Source organism: Flavobacterium cellulosilyticum (assembly GCF_004349355.1).
Lineage (GTDB): Bacteria > Bacteroidota > Bacteroidia > Flavobacteriales > Flavobacteriaceae > Flavobacterium > Flavobacterium cellulosilyticum.
Genome location: NZ_SMFK01000001.1, coordinates 448,748 through 468,606 on the forward strand (window position 1 = coordinate 448,748; position 19,859 = coordinate 468,606).

Genomic DNA, 19,859 nt, shown 5'->3' on the forward strand with positions numbered 1-19,859 from the left:
CAGTTAAACAAAATTTATGAATTATTGTAATCGATTACGCCTTGTGGCTTTTACCTTTTTAATTCTAATAGAATTTTCTATTCAGGCACAAAATGAAACTTTTACTATGACCCAAATAGGTAATAATAATTTGTTAACAGTGCCTTGGGACCTAAATTATGGGCCAGATAATTATTTATGGGTTACTGAAAAAACGGCTGGTAATGTAGTTAGGGTAAATGCTACAACTGGACAACGAGATGAATTGATTCATATATCAGATGCCTACTCTACAGGAGGTCAAGATGGACTGCTTGGTATGGCATTTGATGAAAGCTTCCTTACGGGAAGTCCTTATGTGTATCTATCTTATACTTATGGCTCAAGTTTAACGAATGAAAAACGAAGATTGGTTCGATATACTTATAGTTTGAACGGAAATGATGGCTCTTTATCTAATCCTGTAATTCTTATTGACAACCTTCCAGCTTTCAATGACCACCAATCTGGCAGGTTGGTTTTTGGGCCAGATAAAAAACTATATTACACCATTGGAGACCAAGCAAATAAAGTATGTAGTACTAATTTAGCTCAGTTTTTACCTAGCCAACAAGAAATAGATGCAAAAAATTGGTCAAATTATCTTGGAAAAGTATTACGATTCAATACCGATGGATCCATCCCAAATGATAATCCAATATTTGGAGGAGTACAAAGCCATATTTTTTCTTATGGTCATCGTAACCCACAAGGCCTCGTTTTTGGAACTAATGGAATACTATATTCAGACGAACATGGTCCAAGTTCAGATGATGAAGTTAATATTATAAATTCTGGAAAAAATTATGGATGGCCCTTTGTGGCTGGCATTAAAGATAATTTACAGTATGATGCCGATGGATGTCTTGCAGGTAATGAGACATCATTTGTTGCTGCAAATTACCAAGATCCTATTCTTACAATGTTTGCTCCGGATGCCTATAAATCACCTAATTGCACAGATGCTTGGATGTGTCGACCAAATGTAGCTCCTTCTAGTATTGCTATTTATGAAAGTAATGCTATTCCTGCATGGAAAAATTCTTTATTAGTAACTAGTTTAAAAAAGGGTCGGGTATATCGATTAAAACTCAATGCAGCGGGAACGGCAGTTGAACAAAATGAGATTACACAAATTTTCTATACACAAAACCGTTATAGAGATATAGTAGCAAGTCCAGACGGCAAATCTTTTTATATAATTACAGACTCATCTGGAAAAACTTCTAACTCAACTGGCATGACCACAGTTACTACAATGTCTAATCCTGGTGCAATATTAAAATTCACTTTAAATGAAAATCTTTCCGTAAAAAGTCAAGAAATTAATAATTATTTTAGAATATGGACCAATCCAGCCTCACTAAAATTATTTATAGAATTAAAAGAAAATGGAGAAAAAGATATTAAAGCCCAAATATTCAACACTTTAGGACAAAAGGTTAAAGAAGTTTCTGAATTGAAAATAGGCTTAAATGAAACTATAATCGATAATTTACCAGCTGGGGTATATATATTAAAGATTTACTCTAAAACACATTCTTGGCATAAGAATTTGGTTTTAAATTAGTTATACATTTAATGGGGTTGATATATATAGGATTATTGAACTAAATTATACAAATCACTTTTGATATAAATCGTTTTGTACTACTTCAAAATATATTGTCAATAAAAGTGTTTTTATTTTGGGCAAAAGAGCAAAAATCAGATAACCTTAACATATATATTTCCAGCAATTTTATTCGAAATGGATAATTCGTTAGCACCCACTTTTATTCTAAGGGATAAATCGAAGATTTCTTTTGCTAAAATTTCAATTGTGAAGCCCAAAGCAATTTCTTGTTTGTCTAAGTATTTCAAGAATTCGGCAGAAGAATCCTTGACACCAACACAAATTCCTTTTTGATTTTCTGCTAATTCAGAGAGCAAGTGTTTTTCGATAGTAATAATTTGACCCTTGGCATTAGGAATTGGATCTCCGTGAGGATCTTCGGTTGGATTTCCAAGAAAATCATCAAGTTTATTAATTAATTTTTCAGATTTAATATGCTCCAATTGTTCTGCGATATCGTGAACCTCATCCCAAGAAAAATCTAATTTTTCGACTAAAAAAACTTCCCATAATCGGTGTTTCCGAACGATCATTTTAGCGGACAATTTCCCTTTTTCGGTCAGGGAAACGCCCTGGTATTTTTTATAATTCACCATGCTTTTTTCACATAACTTTCTAAGCATATCGGTTACTGATGATGCTTTAGTCTCCATCATTTCAGCAATGGCATTCGTGCTCACGTCCGAGTCAGAAATACCGGCAAGGTGATATATAGTTTTAAGATAATTTTCCTCTGAAAATGTCATTTTATTTTAGATTTTAGAATTCAGATTGCAGAATTCAGATTGGTATTTTAGATTATTATTACAGATTGCAGACTTTTGACTTTTTACAAAAACCTTACTTCTTAGGTCTAGACACTTAATTCTGTAATCTTAATACTATTTTTAATTTTTAACTATAAACAAAGGTATAGAAATTTTATGTCTCAACTTATCAACAGTAGTCCCAAATAGCAAATCCTTGAATCCAGTATGTCCATGAGTTCCCATAACCAAAACATCAAAATTACCTTTATTAATAATTTCGGGTATCACTTTGACTGGGGTACCAAAACCCAATTCTGTTTTCACTTTAAATCCTTTTTCAGATAGCATTTTTTCATACTCTTTCAATAATTTGGCATCAATAAGTGTTTCATGATCTTCAATGTTTTTTCCGTACACCATTGCTCCTACTGTTTCCACCACGTGAATTAAGGTGTAATTGGCATCAGCACCTCCTAATTCAAATGCACTGTTAATTGCCCCTTCGTCTGAGGATGTAAAATCAACAGTGACTGCGATATTCTTCTTGTCATAACCTCCTTTATTAGTAAACTGTAGTTTTAAATTGTGAGGCGAGTGGTTATGAATATCGATTTTTTCTCGAGTAATAACAGGTTTAAAAACGATATAAAGGAGTAAAATTAAAAAAGCAAATGAAAGCGGAATGACAGTAAGCCATAAAACAACAGGGTTTTCAGAAGTCGCTAACCAACCTTCGATTTCATTATACACCAATTTTATGTTTAACGAAACAATGATCAAAGCTACAACCCATGAAACGATTTGGGTTGTTTTACTAATTTGAAAACCTTTCATTTTTGATTTATCACTTACAAAATGAATCAGCGGAATGATAGCGAAACCCAATTGCAAACTCAATATCACCTGACTCAAAATCAGCAGCTTTCCAGTGACACTTTCACCAAAAATTGTGATGACGATTACCGCAGGAATGATGGCAATTAATCGGGTAATAATTCTTCGAACCCAAGGCTGAATCCTTAAATTCAAATAACCTTCCATAACGATTTGCCCCGCCAATGTTCCAGTAATTGTAGAACTTTGACCTGCAGCTATTAATGCCACTGCAAATAATATTGGCGCCCATTTTGTCCCTAAAATGGGTTCCATGATTTTATGTGCATCTTGTATTTCTGCAATATCGAACATTCCATTTTTGTGAAATGTGGCTGCTGCCAAAATTAAAATGGCGGCATTTACAAAAAAGGCTAAATTTAATGCTATCGTGCTATCGATGAAATTATACTTTAAAGCTTGTTTAATTCCTGCTGGAGTTCGGTCGAATTTTCGAGTTTGAACTAAAGAGGAATGAAGGTAGAGGTTGTGAGGCATTACCGTGGCACCAATAATTCCAATAGCAATATAAAGTGCTGCCGAATTAGGCATTGAAGGAATTAAGCCTCGCATGACATCTCCCATTACGGGTTGAGCAAAAAACATTTCGAAAACAAAAGACATCCCTATTACTACAACTAATGCAATAATAAATGCTTCCATTTTACGAATCCCTTTATTGATTAAAAACAACAATAAAAAAGTATCTAAAACTGTTATTAAAACGGCATCAATAAGCGGAATATCAAACAATAAGTTAATACCAATTGCCATTCCTAATACTTCGGCCAAATCACAGGCTGCGATAGCAATTTCGGCCAAGAAATAAAGAATATAATTGATAAATGGCGAATAGGTTTCTCGAGAAGCTTGTGCTAAATCCCGTTGGGTTACAATCCCTAAACGAGCACTTAAACTTTGTAAAAGTAAAGCCATTAAATTACTCATTAATAAAACCCATAGTAAGGCATAACCAAACTGACTTCCTCCTGCAATATCAGTTGCCCAGTTTCCTGGATCCATATAACCCACACTTATTAAATAGGCTGGCCCAAAAAAAGCAAGCAATTTTCTTAAACCTGTTTTTTTGTTTTGAGTCGAAACGGATTCGTTTACTTCTTCGAGTGATTTTCCCATTTTTAAAAAAATATTTTTACAAATGTAATTAAAAATTCAAATTTTAAAAATATTTTTTTTAGTTTTGTCTAAAAATATATTAATCTTACTCTAAAATGGAAAAAATATTACTCACTACTTTTATAATGTTAAGTGTCCAATTGGACGGTTTTGCTCAAGTTATACCTTCAATACAAACAGATCGTCCTGACCAAACCGAATGTCCATTTATTACGCCTCGTCATTATTTTCAATTTGAAAATGGGTTTTCATACGAACAAAACAACAAAAATTCGTATACTATCGTAGCGCCAACTATTCTAACCCGATACGGAATAAACAACTTTATTGAACTGAGATTAATTACAGAATATATTCAATTAAAAGAAAACGCTATTACTATTTCAGGAATTAGTCCTATTTTAATTGGATTTAAAACAAAGCTATTCGAAGAAAAAGGAATATTTCCAACTACTGCATTTATTGCCCATCTTGGATTTCCTAAAGTGGCTTCGCCAGCGTATAGGTTGAATTATTTTTATCCCGAATTCCGATTCACCATGCAACATACAATCAACCAAAGACAATCTTTGAGTTATAATTTAGGGGCAGAGTGGGAAGGAGAAACAAACAAGCCAACTTTTATTTACACCCTAACTTCAGGATATTCACTCACAGAAAAAATTGGGGTCTACTTTGAATTGTTTGGATATATTCCTCAAACTGGAGTTCCTGATAATCGCTCTGATTTAGGCATGACCTATTTATTTAATGACAATCATCAATTAGATATATCTGGTGGATTTGGATTGTCTTCAACTTCTCCCGATTACTATTTTTCAGTAGGATATTCGTTCCGATTTAAGACTTAATTAGAATCATTCTATTAAACTATAACAAAACTTTATTATTGAAAATTAAATCTTGCTTTTAATCTTTGTAACTTTGCAGCATTAAAATAACAATATTTAAAATATAAAAATATGTATCCAGAAGAAATGGTATTACCAATGCAAGCTGAATTAACAATTGCTGGTTTTCAAGATTTACATACCGCTGAAGCAGTTGAAAATGCAATGAAAGCGACCGGAACTACTCTTGTAGTTGTTAACTCTGTTTGTGGATGTGCTGCTAGAAATGCACGTCCAGGTTCAAAAATGAGTTTAGATAATGCAAAAAAACCAGATCAATTAATCACTGTTTTTGCTGGTGTTGATAAAGATGCTGTTGATGCTGCTAGAGGATTTATGTTTCCCTTTCCTCCATCTTCACCAAGTATTGCTTTGTTCAAAGATGGTGAATTAGTGCATATGTTAGAGCGTCATCACATTGAAGGTCGTGCTGCTGAATTAATAGCTGATAACTTGAAAGATGCTTTCAACGAATATTGCTAATTAATTAAAGCATAAATACAATAAAAGCACTATTAATTTAGTGCTTTTTTGTTTTTAATAATTAGATGAATCTTAACTATTTGTTAGCAAATGTTTTTTTAACTTTACGGTAGCATAAACAACACTTAAGGTTATAATTATGAAGTGGTTTTTTAAAATTTTAGTGCTTTCATTAATGCTTCAAAGTTTTCAGTGTACTGACACGAATGATTCATCAGACACTATAACTGCAGCACAATTAGAAACCAAAAAACAGGAAATTCAAAATTATATCAATAGCTTTTCTTGTTCAGATAGTGTTGGCTGTGGTTATATTGCTTTTGGTTCAAAACCTTGTGGCGGACCTTGGTCGTATTTGGTTTTTTCAAATAGTATAGATTTGGCAAAATTGCAAAAAATGGTGAAAAACTACAATGAAATGAATAAACTATATAATAGTCAAGCGGGGATTTTTTCTGATTGTATGATTGTCATGCCTCCAAAAGAAGTCAAGTGTATCAACGGGGTTTGTACAGCGATAAATTAAAAAATACAATTTCTTATAAAATTGAATTTAAAATCGCATTCCTATTTTAAGACCCGCCCAAGGAATAAAACCATTATCCGAATTATAATCATTTGAATCTTTAATAAACATTCGATAACTAGGCCCAACGTCTAACCCAAAATTAAAACCCTTTATCCCATAATAACTTATCCCAATTGGCACATATAGTTGTACTCGTTTACCATTTGCCAAAAAGCCATCTTTATAATCCGCATAGATCGTCGATAAACCAGTAGTAAACATCATAGTGCTTTCTTTAATTTTAAAGGGCATTATTTTCACTCCCACTCCCACTCCTGGTATACCAACACCTAGTTCTAAACTCATATACTGAGACACAATTCTTTCGTAGGTTATTCCAATAACAGGAGTCGTTCCCAAAAGATTAAAAGAGATTGCATTCTTTTTCATGCCCTCTATTCCCTCTTTATTCGATTGGGAAAACGCTAGTGTTGAACATAAAAAGATGGTAGAAATGAAAGTAATTTTTTTCATCGATTCTTGGTTTATAGCGTTAAAATATGATTAAATGGACTCCTATTTGGAGTTGAGATAGAATGATTGACAAATAAGACTTATTCATCAACACAAACAAATAAAGACTATTTTATCTTTAAAAACTAATTTCAAAAATGTCTTTATCATTTCAACAAAGTACAACGCAAATTTGGATTTCTATTTGAATTCAGGAAAGAATTAACATTAAAGGATTTGAAAATCTAGCATAATCATAACCTATCCACGATATTAAAATATGATTTTAAACCCTTTTTGGAATCGAAACTATTATGATTCGTATTTTAAATTTAGCAGTTTAACCAACAATTCAATAATTACTCTTTTTTATTTTTACCCGATTTAAATCCAATCAATTTTCTGTATTTTAATTCGGCTTCTTTGAGTTCTTGCTATAACTGTTTGTATTTGCTAATGTCTTTTATCGTTACTACAGCTGCCACAACAATTTCGTCTTGATCTATTGAAAGTCTTCCGCTAAGAAGAACACGTTTTTTTCAAGTTTAATAGGGTTCCATAGCAACACTGCTATATCATCTGTAGGTTCTCCGTTAAATGCACGTTCCATTAGCAGGTTTTGAGAGGGGAAAACGGTTTTTTCATCAGGAAAGAAAACCTGAAAATATTTGACAAAGTTTGAAGATATTTTATCGTCTTCATTAATCCCAAAAAAGTCATTGGCCATATCACTGGCCAATATTATTTTTTTATCAGCATCAGCAGCAATAACAACTTCTCCAATATTTTCGACAATTAATCTTAATTTTTCCTCGTCTTGATAAAGTTCATTTGTGGCTATTTCTCTCGATTTCATATTGAACTATGTCAGAAACATCCCGACCAACAGAATAAAATATTCCTAGTTTTTTATCAATGTTACTGCTCCATTCTATCCAGCTACAGGATTTATCTTTATAGAGAAAACGCGCTCTAAAAATTACAATTGGAATGCCTTGACAGTGTTTTTCTAAAACTTCTTTAGCATACTCTAAATCGTTGGGATGTATTAATTCCATAAATTTAATTTTCTTAATATCTTTCTCGTCATAGCCAAGTGTTCGTGTGAAAGCAGGATTGATTTTGATGAAATAATTGTCTTTGGCAACGGATAGGATATCGAATGACATTTTAAAAAACATCTCGGCAATTTTTAGAGATTATTCATTTTCTTTTTGCTCTGCAATATCTCTAGCAAAAGCATATAAAAATACCGTTGAAGGATCGAGATGTATACCATAAAATCCATTTTAACGAACCATCTTTCCAGATGTATCTGTATACGAAATTGACAGTCGAAATACCTTATTGAAGTTTTTTAACTTCATTTAAAGTAATTTCATTGTCTTCAGGGTAAACAAAATCGAGAAAAGGTTTGCTTAACAATTCCATTTCAGAATAACCCAGAATTTTGGTAACTGAAGGGTTGATTTTAATAAATTTATTTTTAGAGGCTATTAACAACATGTCTAATGAGACATTGAAAAATTTATTGGCTGCATGTAGTAATTCTTCGGGTTTTTTTCTATCTGATATATCAGTTGAAATACCTCCAATAGCACCTATTCTACCTTCTGTATCATACGATGGGAATTTTACAGCTAAATAAGTATGCAAACCCTTTGGGTGTAATTTAAAAATTTTGATTTTTAACAATCAATTTTTACTAATTGCACTTACGTTTTTTAAAAAAATAGAGAAAAATTATAAAAATATCATGATAAATCAAATCATTAGTAAAACCTCATAAAACAAGAGATAATGTAATATTTTACCATATAAATTTTTGATTTTGGAAAAAAATATTTCACACAACCGATTGCGCTTTATTGTTTTTTATATATATTTGTGAATTCAATTTTTTAGTTATTGTTTTTTGCGGCACCCCAAAAGCTAACAATAAATAGAAAATTTCACACTTAACTAACCAATTAAATCGATTAACTATGACGAACTTTTTAATCAAAAGCAAATCAAAACATTTCAAACATCTGGCTTACCTACTCCTCATGTTTATTATCACTTCAGGGGTTAATGCCCAATCCACAATTACGGGAACAGTATCCGATGCATCTGGACCAATTCCAGGAGCCAATGTTATTCTTAAAGGTACAAATAATGGAATAACCACAACCATTGATGGAACTTATTCCATCAATAATATACCTACAGGTGGAACACTAGTTTTTACCTTTGTAGGTTTAAAAAACAAAGAAGTTACTGTAAAAGGACAAACCCGAATTAATGTAATCCTCGAACAGGAATTAAGTACATTAAGTGAGGTCGTAGTTATCGGATATGGAACACAAAGAAAAGAAGCAGTAACTGGTTCTGTAGTTTCTATGAATGCTGAAGAATTAAGAGAAATACCAGCTGCTAATATTTCACAAGCACTTCAAGGGCGTTTGACAGGAGTTGATATTTCTCAAACTTCTACAAAACCTGGTGCTAATATGCAAATTAGAATTCGTGGAACTCGTTCATTGAGTGCTGATAATAATCCATTGGTAGTATTAGATGGTGTTCCGTTTTCTGGTAATATTTCAGATATTAATCCAAATAATATTAAGAGTATTGACATTTTGAAAGACGCTTCTGCTACTGCTATTTATGGTTCGAGAGGAGCAAATGGTGTAATTTTAGTAACTTCAATTGGCGGTAAAAAAGGACAAAAAGCACAATTTACGTATAATCAATATTATGGTACAAAGCGTGTTTTTGGAGAATATCCATTAATGAATGGAGCTGAATTTGTGAAATTACGAAAATTAGCAAATAGGTATTCAAATGGTACAGATGAATTTGATAATGTAGATACGAATTGGCAAAAATTATTATATACAACAGGCACAGTTACGAGTCATGACATGGGTGTTTCAGGTGGTTCTGAATATGGCGCATATAATTATGGTTTAGGATATTATAAAGATGAAGCTGTTATTCCAGGTCAGAATTATGAGCGTATCACAATGAATGGTTCCCTAAATCAAGAAATTGGAGCTTTTAAATTCGGTTTCTCAACAAACAATAATTATTCAGTAAATAATGGAAATGGTTTGGGTGTTGGAGGAGTATTGAGTATGTCGCCAATTACAGATCCCTACAACGCTGATGGAAGTTTGAAAAGAGTTGTGCATATGGGGGCTGATGATGCTTTTGTTACCACAAAAGATGTTTTAAAAGGTTTAGGAGATAAATATATTGATCAAACTAGAGCATTTGGTTCTTATAATAATATTTTTGGAGAGGTTAAAATTCCTGGAGTTGAAGGTTTAAAATACCGTATTAATTTAGGTTTAAATTTTCGTGCAAATTTTGGCGGAAGTTATACTGGAGAAGGTGTGTTTAATGTGAATCCAACAACTATTTCTTCTGCAAATGTTAACAGTTCGATCTCTACAAATCTACTACTTGAAAATTTAATTACTTATGATAGAACATTTGCTGAAAAACATAAAGTTAATTTTGTAGGATTGTATTCTAACGAGACTAACAACTATAACAGCTCCAGTTTTTCTGCAAAAGATATTGCATCAGATGATTTTCAGTTTTATAATTTAAGAAATGCTAATGGAGAAATTGTAGCAAATGATGGAAATTATACTCAAGGTGGATTAAGGTCATATATGGCTAGAGGTATGTATACCTATGATAACAAATATATGATAACTGCTACTGTGCGTTCAGATGGATCTTCAAGACTAGCGCCAGGTCATAAATGGCATACTTATCCCGCAGTTTCTGCAGGATGGAATATTATGAATGAGTCATTTATGAAAAATGTTAAGGCTATTGATGCTTTAAAAATTCGTGTAGGTTATGGTGAAACTTCTAATCAGGCTGTAAGTCCTTATCAAACTTTAGGGAGTTTAGCGCCTGTAAAATACAATTTTGGCAATACTAATTATGCTACAGGTTATTATGTAAATAGATTGCCAAGTCCAGATTTAGGATGGGAGTTTTCTCAGACTTGGAATTATGGTTTAGATTTTGCTATTCTGAAAAATAGATTAACGGGTACAGTTGAGTATTATAATACTCAAACAAAAGACCTATTATTAGGAGTAAGTTTGCCTTCAACTGCTGGTGTAGGTTCGTACACTGCTAATATTGGTGCAACTGAAAATAAAGGTTTTGAAGTGGCTTTAAACGGAATAATATTAGATAATCCTAATGGCTTGACTTGGGAATTAGGTGTAAATATTTCTGCAAATAAAAATAAAATTGTTTCACTTGCTTCAGGACAAGATAGAGATGAAGGAAACTGGTGGTTTGTAGGTCACTCTATTAATTCAATTTTTGATTATGAAAAAATTGGATTGTGGCAAAAAGATGATGCAAATCTAACTAAGTATGAACCAGGAGGAAATGTTGGTATGATTAAAGTAAAATATACTGGAGATTTAAATGCAGATGGTACGCCAACAAGGCAGATAGGCGCAGCAGATCGTCAGATATTGAATGTTGATCCTGATTTTGTTGGGGGTTTAAATACTCGTTTCACTTATAAAGGATTTGATTTGAGTGCTGTTGGTGTTTTTAGAAGTGGAGGTTTAATCAATAGTACTTTATATGGTTCTGGAGGTTATCTTAATTTACTTTCAGGACGTAGAGCTAATGTTAAAGTTGATTATTATACTGCAGATAATACAGATGCTACATATCCAGCACCAGGAGGAATTCAAAGTGGAGATAATCCAAAATATGGTTCGACATTAGGATATTTTGACGGTACCTATTTAAAAATAAGAACTATAACTTTAGGGTATAACTTCAAAAAACAAATGTTAGAAGGGTTAGGACTCCAAAAATTGCGTTTATACTGTACTGTCCAAAATCCATTCGTGTTTTTCTCTGATTATAATAAAGAATCAGGAATGGATCCAGAGTCCAACTCTTTAGGAAACGAAAATGCAGCAGTAAATCTTAGTAATAATTTAAGCCGTATATTAACGATTGGTGCTAATACACCATCCACAAAAAATGTAGTGTTCGGTCTTAATTTAACATTTTAAAAATCAAAACAATGAAAAAGATACAAATAAAAACTTTTATTACAGCAACAGTCTTTATGTCTTTGCTTGTAACTAGCTGCTCCGATGTTTTGAATGAAAAGCCAAGAGCTACTTTTACACCTGAATATTTTAAAACAGAAAAAGGAGTAAATGGAGGATTAACTTCTCTATATTATAATTTGAGAAACATGTACGGTCAAGCTTATTATTACAATTCTTGTGTAACAGGTACCGATGAAGCTACTTATGCACAAAGTGCAGATGGAAACTTTAAAGATATGGATTTATCTGGAGTTGGTTCATTGACTCCTACAAGTTATCCAACAGGAATAGTTTGGGGGAATGTTTATTCTAATATTAATACTGCAAGTGGTATTATTGAAAATGGAGCGTTAGTAGGTGTTGCAGAATCACTTATTGCTGAAGCGAGATTCTTTCGTGCTTTTGATTATTTCTTGTTAGTTCAGACTTATGGAGGAGTCCCTTTAGATTTAGGTTCTGGAGATCTTAAATTCAATATTACTCCTTCACGGTCATCTGTTAGAAACACAGTTCCACAAGTTTATACAAAAGCTATTTTTCCTGATTTAAAAAATGCGGTTACTAATTTGCCTGCCACTGGTCGTGTAACAGGTGCTTTGACAAAAACAGCAGCTAGAATTTATTTATCTAAGGCATATTTAACTTATGCTTGGTGGTTACAAAACCCAAATAATATCCCTACTTATCCTGAAACACCTCGTGTTGACCCTGATGGACATGATGCAGCTTGGTATTTTCAACAAGCATATAATGTTGCAGCAGAAGGTATTGATAATCCTGGGCCTTATAAATTACAAAACACTTATTATGATGTTAATTTAGGTAAAAATGATCGTAATGCTGAGATTGTTTTATATGCAGATCATACAGAAACTAGTGAGCTTTATAATGGATCAAGTTTGACTTACGGAGGTGGTGGTGCTCCTGATAATTTTGCAGGTTGGATGATGACTTGGAATTATACTGAACTTAGAAGTTCTGGAAAAAGTACTGTTCAACGTGAAGCTGAACAACACTTGGGAAGACCTTGGACTCGTATGTGCCCTACTATAGGTGTTATCGAAAACACTTTTGCAGATAAAACAAATGATTCTCGATTTGATGGAACATTTACTACAACCTATCGTGCAAATTGGCCTAAAGCTGGAATGACTGATGCAAGTTTAAATAATGCAAATGGATTACCAATTATTCCAGGAGATGCTGTGTTAACTTTCTTAAATAATGAACCAGCCACATCAATAACCTATTCAACTGGCGCTGGTGCAAGTAATATTGGAGCAGGAACTTTACCTGGAAGATCTGATTATGTTATTTCTCCACGTGGTGTAAGTAGAATAACTTATCCTGGACTTTGGAAATTAGGACCATATCGCACAGATGGTGGAACTGGTTTAGGACAACCTAATGCTGGTTCAACACGTCCTTTTAATATTGCTAAATTTTCTGAATTATATTTTATAGCTGCAGAAGCTGCCGTAAAAGGAGCAACAACTCAGGGAGATAAAAGTGCACTAAGTTTAATTAATGTTATTAGAGCACGTGCTGGAAAATGGCGTTTTGATAATAATGGAAATGTAGCAAAAATAGCAGATAATAGTGCTGCAATGATTGCTGCTACACCTGCAAATTTAACTGTAAATTATATTTTAGCTGAACGTTCTCGTGAATATTATGCAGAAGGATATCGTTGGTTTGATTTAGTTCGTACACAAAAATGGGGTGAATTAGCTTCGTCTTATGAAATTTGCGGGGCTACTAAAGGAGATCATACTCCAAAAACAATAACTAGAACAATATCTAATTACTTATATCTTCGTCCAATACCTCAAGGTCAGATTGATGGTATGATTATGACCGCTGAGGAAAAAGCGGCTTATCAAAATCCTGGTTATAAGTAATAGTTTTTAATAAATATTGAAAAACAAATAGCTGTAAATGTTATACTATTAAAACTATTTTTTTTTGATTATAATGTTATAAAGGTTTGCCTCATTGGGTAAACTATAAAAATATTTAGGTAAAGGTTGAGTTTTGAATGTAGAAATTTAACCTTTTACCTTTATAATTAGTTAGTAGTTTGTTTTTACATAAAGTCGAGAGCTGGTTACTCTCGACTTTTTTTTAAACACAATCTTTATTAATAACTAGATATTTAAAAGTTTGTTGAAATTTAGATAAAAACACCTTATTTAATTAGAGTTTATTTTCGTAATACTGATTGTCATTTTAATTGCGCACCATTACTCCATTTTATATGTGAATGAGTTATTAAGTTAGGAATTTCTATTGAAAATCAAGAGCCCTATGATATTCCAACTCTATCTTGGAACAAATCCGTTGTGGATCAAGATAGGTCTAATTATTTAAGTTAAAAGTGCATAAACAGGTTTTCAAATCTTAAAGTTTGGATAATTAAACTAGGTATAGTTCAAAAAAAATATGGATAGATGGTTTTCTACTTTGTTATTTAGGGCCTAACTAGAGTAATAATTAATGTTTTTTTAATATATAAATCATAATATGTTATGGATTTTTGTTTAAATTTTAAGTGTGTTTTTTACACGTATTTTTTTGTATATTTAAAAACTTATTAATTAATCTTATTTTATTAATTAAAATGAAAAAAATAATTTTATTAGCATTGCTTTTTGAATTTTTGATCGCTTCTTCACAGAATGGTCAAAATCTTAAACTATGGTACAATGAACCATCAGGTAAAATCTGGGAAAATGCTTTGCCTATTGGTAATGGTTTTTTAGGAGCTATGGTATATGGAAATGTTGAAAACGAAATTATTCAATTGAATGAAAATACAGTTTGGACAGGCGGACCAAATAGAAATGATAATCCAAAGGCTTTAGCTGCTCTGCCAGAAATTAGAAAATTGATTTTTGATGGAAAACATATGGATGCTGAAAAATTAGCTAATGAAGCTTTTATATCTAAAAAGTCACATGGTCAAATGTTTCAGCCTGTCGGGAATCTTAATTTGAATTTTGAAGGACATGAAAAGTATTCAAATTATAAACGTGAACTTGACATTGAGAAAGCTATTTCAAAAACAAGTTATGTTGTTGAGGGTGTAACTTATACAAGAGAAGCATTTGTGTCATTTTCTGAAAGGGTAATTGTAATACATCTTACAGCGGACAAAAAAGCAAGTATTTCATTTACGGCCAATTATACTTCGCCACATAAAATTAAAAGATTTGCTGTTAGCGGTTCAAAAGATTTGGAAATTTCAGGAACTACAAGTGATCATGAAGGTGTTGCCAGTTTAATTAAATTTAAAGGAATCACTCGTATTAAATTAGATAAAGGGACATTAGAACAAACCGAAAATTCGCTTACCGTAAAAGGGGCAAATTCAGCTACATTATATATATCGATAGCGACTAATTTTAATAATTATCATGACGTAAGTGGTAATGAAAATCAACGTGCTTTAGATTATTTGAATAAGGCTTTTGGGAAGCCTTATCAAAAACTTAAAAAAGAACATATTCTAGCATATCAAAAATATTTCAATCGGGTTAAACTTGATTTAGGAACAACTTCGGCAGTTAATTTGCCTACTGATGAACGTTTGGAAAATTTTAGAAATACAAATGACCCACAATTTGTAGCATTGTATTATCAGTATGGACGCTATTTACTTATTTCGTCTTCTCAACCTGGAGGACAACCCGCAAATTTGCAAGGAATATGGAATAATAACCTTAATCCATCATGGGATAGTAAATACACCATCAATATTAATGCGGAGATGAATTATTGGCCAGCCGAAAAAACAAATCTTTCAGAGTTGCACGAGCCTTTTTTACAAATGGTAAAAGATTTAGCTGAAACTGGTAAAGAAACTGCTAAAACAATGTATGGTGCAAGAGGCTGGATGGCACACCACAATACTGATATTTGGCGTGCAACAGGAGCTGTAGATGGCGCTTTTTGGGGATTATGGACTGCTGGCGGCGGATGGGCAAGTCAGCATTTATGGGATCATTATCTTTATTCTGGAGACAAAGAATTTTTGAAAGATATTTATCCAGTTCTAAAAGGAGCAGCCTTATTTTATGTTGATTTTCTAGTAGATCATCCAAAATACAAATGGATGGTTGTAAATCCTGGTAATTCGCCAGAGAATGCTCCGCAAGCTCATAATGGATCATCACTAGATGCTGGAACAACAATGGATACTCAAATCGTGACTGATGTTTTCAATACAACTATTCGCGCAGCAGAAATACTTAAAGAAGATGCTACTTTGATAGATACTTTAAAAGGAATACGCAGTCGATTGGCACCAATGCATATCGGTAAACACAATCAACTTCAAGAATGGTTAGACGATATTGATGATCCAAAAGACAATCACCGCCATGTGTCCCATTTATATGGATTGTTTCCATCGAATCAAATATCAGCATACAAAACTCCAGAATTATTTGCAGCATCAAAAAATACTTTATTGCAACGTGGAGATGTGTCAACAGGTTGGAGTATGGGTTGGAAAATAAACTGGTGGGCCAAATTGCAAGACGGTAATCATGCTTATACACTTATAAAAAATCAACTAACCCCCTTGGGAGTAAATCGCGGCGGTGGAGGAACTTATAACAACCTTTTTGATGCGCATCCCCCATTTCAGATAGATGGAAATTTTGGTTGTACTTCTGGAATAACAGAAATGTTAATCCAAAGTTCAGATGGCGCTATCCATTTATTGCCTGCATTACCTGATGTTTGGAGTGCAGGAACCATAGAAGGAATTCGTGCTCGTGGTGGGTTTGAAATTGTTGAAATGGTTTGGAAAGATGCTAAAATTTATAAACTAGTTGTTAAATCAACATTAGGAGGTAATCTAAGGTTGCGCTTGCCAAATAGTATGAAAGAAAAATCAGGTGCCGATTTGGAAATTGCCAAAGGAGAAAATCCGAATCCTTTCTATTTTGTAAATGAAACCGTAGAACCAATTATATCAAAAGAATCTACTATAAAGCTGCTGGAACTGAAACCAACCTTTTTGGTTGATATTTCAACAAAAAAAGGGAATATGTACACATTTGTTAGTAAATAAAACAATTTTATAAAATCTAAATACATCACTAAAATGAAAAAAAAATTGAATTTCCTGTTTGTTATAACAGTATTATTTTGTGTGTCAAATGCGTCTGCACAAAATCCAAAATTTCATATTTACTTGTGCTTCGGACAATCGAATATGGAAGGAAATGCCAAGTTTGAACCACAAGATACTCTAGTCAATAAAAGATTTAAGGTGCTAGAAGCGGTAGATTGCGAGAATTTGAATAGAAAAAAAGGACAATGGTATACTGCTGTTCCGCCATTGACACGTTGTACTACAGGTCTTACTCCTGCCGATTATTTTGGTAGAGAAATGATTGCAAATCTTCCTAGTGATGTAAAAGTGGGTGTTATAAATGTAGCCGTAGGAGGATGTAAAATTGAACTTTTTGACAAAGATAATTATGAGTCCTATGTAAGTTCGTCTCCACAGTGGTTGAAATCCACAGTAGCTCAGTACGATGGAAATCCGTATGCTAGATTAGTAGAAATGGCTAAAATAGCTCAGAAAGATGGGGTTATAAAAGGGATATTATTGCATCAAGGCGAATCGAACACCAATGATACTCTTTGGACAAAAAAAGTAAAAATTGTTTATGATAACCTTTTAAAGGATTTAAATCTTAAAGCTGAAAACACACCATTGTTAGCAGGTGAAGTGGTACATGCTGACCAAGGTGGTGTTTGTGCAAGTATGAATACAATTATTGCCACTTTGCCAGAAGTAATTCCAAATTCATATGTGATTTCTTCAAGCGGATGTCCAGATGCTGCGGATAATCTTCATTTTACTGCCGAAGGATATAGAATGTTAGGCAAACGATACGCTACAAAGATGCTTGAGGTATTAAAGAAATAAAAAACAAATTTTGCTTTGTTGCTAAAAATATTCGCTTTCCTATTGAAAAGAAGAATATAAAAAATGAATCATTCAAAACCATGAAGTTAAAAATTATTTTAGTGTCTTTTATTGTACTTAGCTTTTGTAAGGTTTGGTCACAGCAAATAGTATTAGAGTCTCCCAATAAAAAAAATGTGGTAGCTCTGTATGCTGCGGATTCAAATAATAAAGGAGAATGGTATTTGAAAATATCGTATCAAAAAGATAAAAATGCATGTGAAATAATTCCAAAGATAAATTTAGGACTTTCTCGAAGTGATCAAGACTTTTCGAAAGAACTATATTTTTTAAAGGCTTCAAAACCTAAAATGATAAAAGAACATTACACACTTCCTTTTGGAAAAAAAGAAGTGCGTGATAATGAAGCTAATGAAGTCGTTGTTTCGTTTGAAAATCCAAGCAAGGCTAAATTAAATCTTATTATTAGAGCTTATAATGATGGAATTACTTTTCGATATGAATTTCCAGAAAAAAAAGGTTCTTATACAATGAAAGATGAATTTACCTCCTATCAAATACCAAATAAAAGTATGCGATGGTTAGAAAAATGGAACACCGCTAATGAGGGGTTATATGCTGAGTCTAGCGAAGATAAAATAGTGCAACAAGAATGGTGTTATCCAGGATTATTCAATTCAATTGATAAATCTTGTTGGTATTTGCTCCACGAAGCTGATTTAGATAAAAATTATTGTGGTACAAAATTAAGTAATACTCAAGATCTAAATACCTACAAACTTACTTTTCCAGATCCTAAAGACGGTAGAGGAACTGGTGAATCAAAACCGATTATTTCACTGCCATGGCAATCGCCTTGGAGGGTAATCAGTATCGGTAGTTTAGCTGATATCGTCGAAAGTACTTTGGTTGAAGATGTATCTACTCCTACTCGTTTTAAAACTACTGATTGGATAAAACCAGGAAAAGTTTCATGGAATTACTGGTCGAGTAATCATGGTACAAAAGATTATAAAATTGTTTGCGATTTTACAGATTTAGCAGTTTCTATGAATTGGCCTTATACACTTTTAGATTGGGAATGGGATGGAATGACTAATGGTGGAAATCTTGAAGATGCCTTGAAATACATTCATTCCAAAGGAATAAAACCATTGATGTGGTATAATTCTGGGGGAGATCATACTTGGGTTTCTTCTACTCCAAAAAACCGTATGCTTACCCACGAAAATAGAGTTGAAGAATTCACAAAACTTAAAAAATTAGGTGTCGCTGGCGTCAAAATTGATTTTTTTGAAAGCGAAAAACAAAATATGATACAATACTATCTTGATATTTTGGAAGATGCTGCTCAATTTGAAATGATGGTTTACTTTCATGGCTGTATTGTGCCACGAGGTTGGTCTAGAACTTATCCTAATTTAATGACTTACGAAGCCGTTCGCGGAGCCGAATGGTATAATAATGGACCTGAATTCAGTGTTACAGCACCAGAACATAATACTATTTTACCTTTTACAAGGAATGTGGTTGGTGCTATGGATTATACCCCTGTTACGTTTACCAATTCCCAATTTCCGCACCATACTTCTTATGGTCATGAATTGGCACTTTCCGTAATTTTCGAATCTCCTTTACAACATTTAGCAGATAGACCAGAAGGGTATTATGAACTTCCGGATGAGGCTAAATCTTTTTTAAAAGAAGTGCCTACAGCTTGGGATAATACAAAACTTATTGATGGTTATCCAGGAAAAGAAGTTACTATGGCACGCCAAAAAGAAGGTGCTTGGTATATTGGTGGTATTAGTTCTTCTGAACGCGAAGAAAAAACAAAAAAAATCAAGTTAGACTTTTTGAAAGAAGGCATCAGTTATCGGGCGGTTATCATTGCTGATGGCAAGCACGATAAGGATTTTAATTCACAAGTTATGGTCGTAGATAAAACAAGTACTATTGAAGTAAAACTGCTCCGAAGAGGAGGTTTTGTAGTGTCTTTAAATCCAGTCCAAAAATAACATTAAATATCA

Annotated in this window: 15 protein-coding genes; 9 read left to right on the forward strand and 6 right to left on the reverse strand. The window is 32.9% G+C overall.

The window, feature by feature from the left end:
- Window positions 1-16: 16 nt before the first annotated feature.
- Entirely contained in the window at window positions 17-1,588 is a 1,572-nt protein-coding gene (locus E0F76_RS01740; protein ID WP_132000642.1) for a PQQ-dependent sugar dehydrogenase, read from the forward strand.
- A 137-nt stretch (window positions 1,589-1,725) separates the two neighbouring features.
- Here E0F76_RS01740 and E0F76_RS01745 read toward each other — a convergent pair whose 3' ends face one another.
- Window positions 1,726-2,379 carry a metal-dependent transcriptional regulator gene (locus tag E0F76_RS01745; protein WP_132000644.1) on the reverse strand — a complete coding sequence of 218 codons (654 nt, stop codon included), beginning with the start codon at window positions 2,377-2,379 and terminating at the stop codon, window positions 1,726-1,728.
- 141 nt (window positions 2,380-2,520) lie between these two features.
- On the reverse strand, window positions 2,521-4,392 hold the full coding sequence (locus E0F76_RS01750; RefSeq protein ID WP_132000646.1) for an Nramp family divalent metal transporter: 1,872 nt from the start codon (window positions 4,390-4,392) through the stop codon (window positions 2,521-2,523).
- 95 nt (window positions 4,393-4,487) lie between these two features.
- On the opposite strand from E0F76_RS01750, the gene E0F76_RS01755 reads away from it, so the two are divergent.
- From E0F76_RS01755 to E0F76_RS01765, 3 genes are all read left to right on the forward strand, one after another.
- Window positions 4,488-5,243, forward strand: a complete 756-nt coding sequence (locus tag E0F76_RS01755; RefSeq protein ID WP_132000648.1) for a transporter — start codon at window positions 4,488-4,490, stop codon at window positions 5,241-5,243.
- A gap of 111 nt (window positions 5,244-5,354) precedes the next feature.
- Window positions 5,355-5,765, forward strand: coding sequence for a BrxA/BrxB family bacilliredoxin (locus E0F76_RS01760; RefSeq protein ID WP_132000650.1), 411 nt, complete (start codon window positions 5,355-5,357; stop codon window positions 5,763-5,765).
- 139 nt (window positions 5,766-5,904) lie between these two features.
- Window positions 5,905-6,291 carry a hypothetical protein gene (locus tag E0F76_RS01765; protein ID WP_132000652.1) on the forward strand — a complete coding sequence of 129 codons (387 nt, stop codon included), beginning with the start codon at window positions 5,905-5,907 and terminating at the stop codon, window positions 6,289-6,291.
- Window positions 6,292-6,318: 27 nt separating this feature from the next.
- On the opposite strand, the gene E0F76_RS01770 is transcribed toward E0F76_RS01765, so the two are convergent.
- The 4 genes from E0F76_RS01770 to E0F76_RS01785 all read right to left on the reverse strand — a co-directional run bounded on the left by E0F76_RS01770 (window position 6,319) and on the right by E0F76_RS01785 (window position 8,481).
- Window positions 6,319-6,807, reverse strand: a complete 489-nt coding sequence (locus E0F76_RS01770) for a hypothetical protein (RefSeq protein ID WP_132000654.1) — start codon at window positions 6,805-6,807, stop codon at window positions 6,319-6,321.
- Window positions 6,808-7,288: 481 nt separating this feature from the next.
- On the reverse strand, window positions 7,289-7,642 hold the full coding sequence (locus E0F76_RS01775) for a PAS domain-containing protein (RefSeq protein WP_132000656.1): 354 nt from the start codon (window positions 7,640-7,642) through the stop codon (window positions 7,289-7,291).
- Window positions 7,614-7,955 carry a PAS domain-containing protein gene (locus E0F76_RS01780; protein WP_165932615.1) on the reverse strand — a complete coding sequence of 114 codons (342 nt, stop codon included), beginning with the start codon at window positions 7,953-7,955 and terminating at the stop codon, window positions 7,614-7,616. The genes E0F76_RS01775 and E0F76_RS01780 overlap by 29 nt, the downstream gene beginning before the upstream one ends.
- A 175-nt stretch (window positions 7,956-8,130) precedes the next feature.
- Window positions 8,131-8,481 carry a PAS domain-containing protein gene (locus E0F76_RS01785; protein ID WP_132000660.1) on the reverse strand — a complete coding sequence of 117 codons (351 nt, stop codon included), beginning with the start codon at window positions 8,479-8,481 and terminating at the stop codon, window positions 8,131-8,133.
- A gap of 290 nt (window positions 8,482-8,771) precedes the next feature.
- Between E0F76_RS01785 and E0F76_RS01790 the strand changes: the two genes are divergently transcribed.
- The 5 genes from E0F76_RS01790 (at window position 8,772) to E0F76_RS01810 (ending at window position 19,847) form a co-directional block, all read left to right on the forward strand.
- Window positions 8,772-11,840 (forward strand): SusC/RagA family TonB-linked outer membrane protein, encoded by a 3,069-nt coding sequence (locus E0F76_RS01790; RefSeq protein ID WP_132000662.1) that lies wholly within the window; start codon window positions 8,772-8,774, stop codon window positions 11,838-11,840.
- Window positions 11,841-11,851: 11 nt separating this feature from the next.
- Window positions 11,852-13,783 carry a RagB/SusD family nutrient uptake outer membrane protein gene (locus tag E0F76_RS01795; protein ID WP_132000664.1) on the forward strand — a complete coding sequence of 644 codons (1,932 nt, stop codon included), beginning with the start codon at window positions 11,852-11,854 and terminating at the stop codon, window positions 13,781-13,783.
- Between the two features lie 719 nt (window positions 13,784-14,502).
- The gene (locus E0F76_RS01800) at window positions 14,503-16,962 is read left to right on the forward strand and encodes a glycoside hydrolase family 95 protein (RefSeq protein WP_132000666.1); all 2,460 of its coding nucleotides are present in this window, start codon (window positions 14,503-14,505) and stop codon (window positions 16,960-16,962) included.
- 33 nt (window positions 16,963-16,995) lie between these two features.
- Window positions 16,996-17,829 carry a sialate O-acetylesterase gene (locus tag E0F76_RS01805; protein ID WP_132000668.1) on the forward strand — a complete coding sequence of 278 codons (834 nt, stop codon included), beginning with the start codon at window positions 16,996-16,998 and terminating at the stop codon, window positions 17,827-17,829.
- Window positions 17,830-17,909: 80 nt separating this feature from the next.
- A complete protein-coding gene (locus E0F76_RS01810) occupies window positions 17,910-19,847 on the forward strand; it encodes a glycoside hydrolase family 97 protein (RefSeq protein ID WP_132000670.1) in 1,938 nt (645 codons plus the stop codon).
- The last annotated feature ends 12 nt before the right edge of the window (window positions 19,848-19,859 follow it).

What these genes read in the sequence shown, in the direction of transcription:
- E0F76_RS01810 (WP_132000670.1), top strand. Translation starts at nt 17,910, where the DNA reads ATGAAGTTAAAAATTATTTTAGTGTCTTTTATTGTACTTAGCTTTTGT.
- E0F76_RS01740 (WP_132000642.1), top strand. Translation starts at nt 17, where the DNA reads ATGAATTATTGTAATCGATTACGCCTTGTGGCTTTTACCTTTTTAATT.
- E0F76_RS01775 (WP_132000656.1), bottom strand. Translation starts at nt 7,642, where the DNA reads ATGAAATCGAGAGAAATAGCCACAAATGAACTTTATCAAGACGAGGAA.
- E0F76_RS01780 (WP_165932615.1), bottom strand. Translation starts at nt 7,955, where the DNA reads ATGTCATTCGATATCCTATCCGTTGCCAAAGACAATTATTTCATCAAA.
- E0F76_RS01750 (WP_132000646.1), bottom strand. Translation starts at nt 4,392, where the DNA reads ATGGGAAAATCACTCGAAGAAGTAAACGAATCCGTTTCGACTCAAAAC.
- E0F76_RS01795 (WP_132000664.1), top strand. Translation starts at nt 11,852, where the DNA reads ATGAAAAAGATACAAATAAAAACTTTTATTACAGCAACAGTCTTTATG.
- E0F76_RS01755 (WP_132000648.1), top strand. Translation starts at nt 4,488, where the DNA reads ATGGAAAAAATATTACTCACTACTTTTATAATGTTAAGTGTCCAATTG.
- E0F76_RS01800 (WP_132000666.1), top strand. Translation starts at nt 14,503, where the DNA reads ATGAAAAAAATAATTTTATTAGCATTGCTTTTTGAATTTTTGATCGCT.
- E0F76_RS01760 (WP_132000650.1), top strand. Translation starts at nt 5,355, where the DNA reads ATGTATCCAGAAGAAATGGTATTACCAATGCAAGCTGAATTAACAATT.
- E0F76_RS01745 (WP_132000644.1), bottom strand. Translation starts at nt 2,379, where the DNA reads ATGACATTTTCAGAGGAAAATTATCTTAAAACTATATATCACCTTGCC.
- E0F76_RS01790 (WP_132000662.1), top strand. Translation starts at nt 8,772, where the DNA reads ATGACGAACTTTTTAATCAAAAGCAAATCAAAACATTTCAAACATCTG.
- E0F76_RS01770 (WP_132000654.1), bottom strand. Translation starts at nt 6,807, where the DNA reads ATGAAAAAAATTACTTTCATTTCTACCATCTTTTTATGTTCAACACTA.
- E0F76_RS01765 (WP_132000652.1), top strand. Translation starts at nt 5,905, where the DNA reads ATGAAGTGGTTTTTTAAAATTTTAGTGCTTTCATTAATGCTTCAAAGT.
- E0F76_RS01805 (WP_132000668.1), top strand. Translation starts at nt 16,996, where the DNA reads ATGAAAAAAAAATTGAATTTCCTGTTTGTTATAACAGTATTATTTTGT.